This is a genomic window from Pseudomonas sp. B6002, assembly GCF_013385985.1.
Taxonomy (GTDB): Bacteria; Pseudomonadota; Gammaproteobacteria; order Pseudomonadales; family Pseudomonadaceae; genus Aquipseudomonas.
Genome location: NZ_JACAOY010000037.1, coordinates 1 through 276 on the forward strand (window position 1 = coordinate 1; position 276 = coordinate 276).

Below are 276 nucleotides of genomic sequence, written 5' to 3' on the forward strand. Positions count from 1 at the left end.
GTGTGGAGCAAAGGCAAAGGCAGTCCACTGTAGGAGCCGGCTTGCCGGCGATGGTCGTTAACGATAACGCAAAAAAATCAGACAGAACGCGACACCCTGTGGGAGCTGGCTTGCCTGCGATGGCATCAACGCGGTGTACCTGTTTCACCGAGGTGTCTGCATCGCCGGCAAGCCGGCTCCTACAGGGGAATGCGATCAACAAATGCAACCGGTCGGCTACCAGGCCGCCGCGTCTGCTTTTGATTTTGATCTTGGGCGCCCCGTTAAACACGCTGG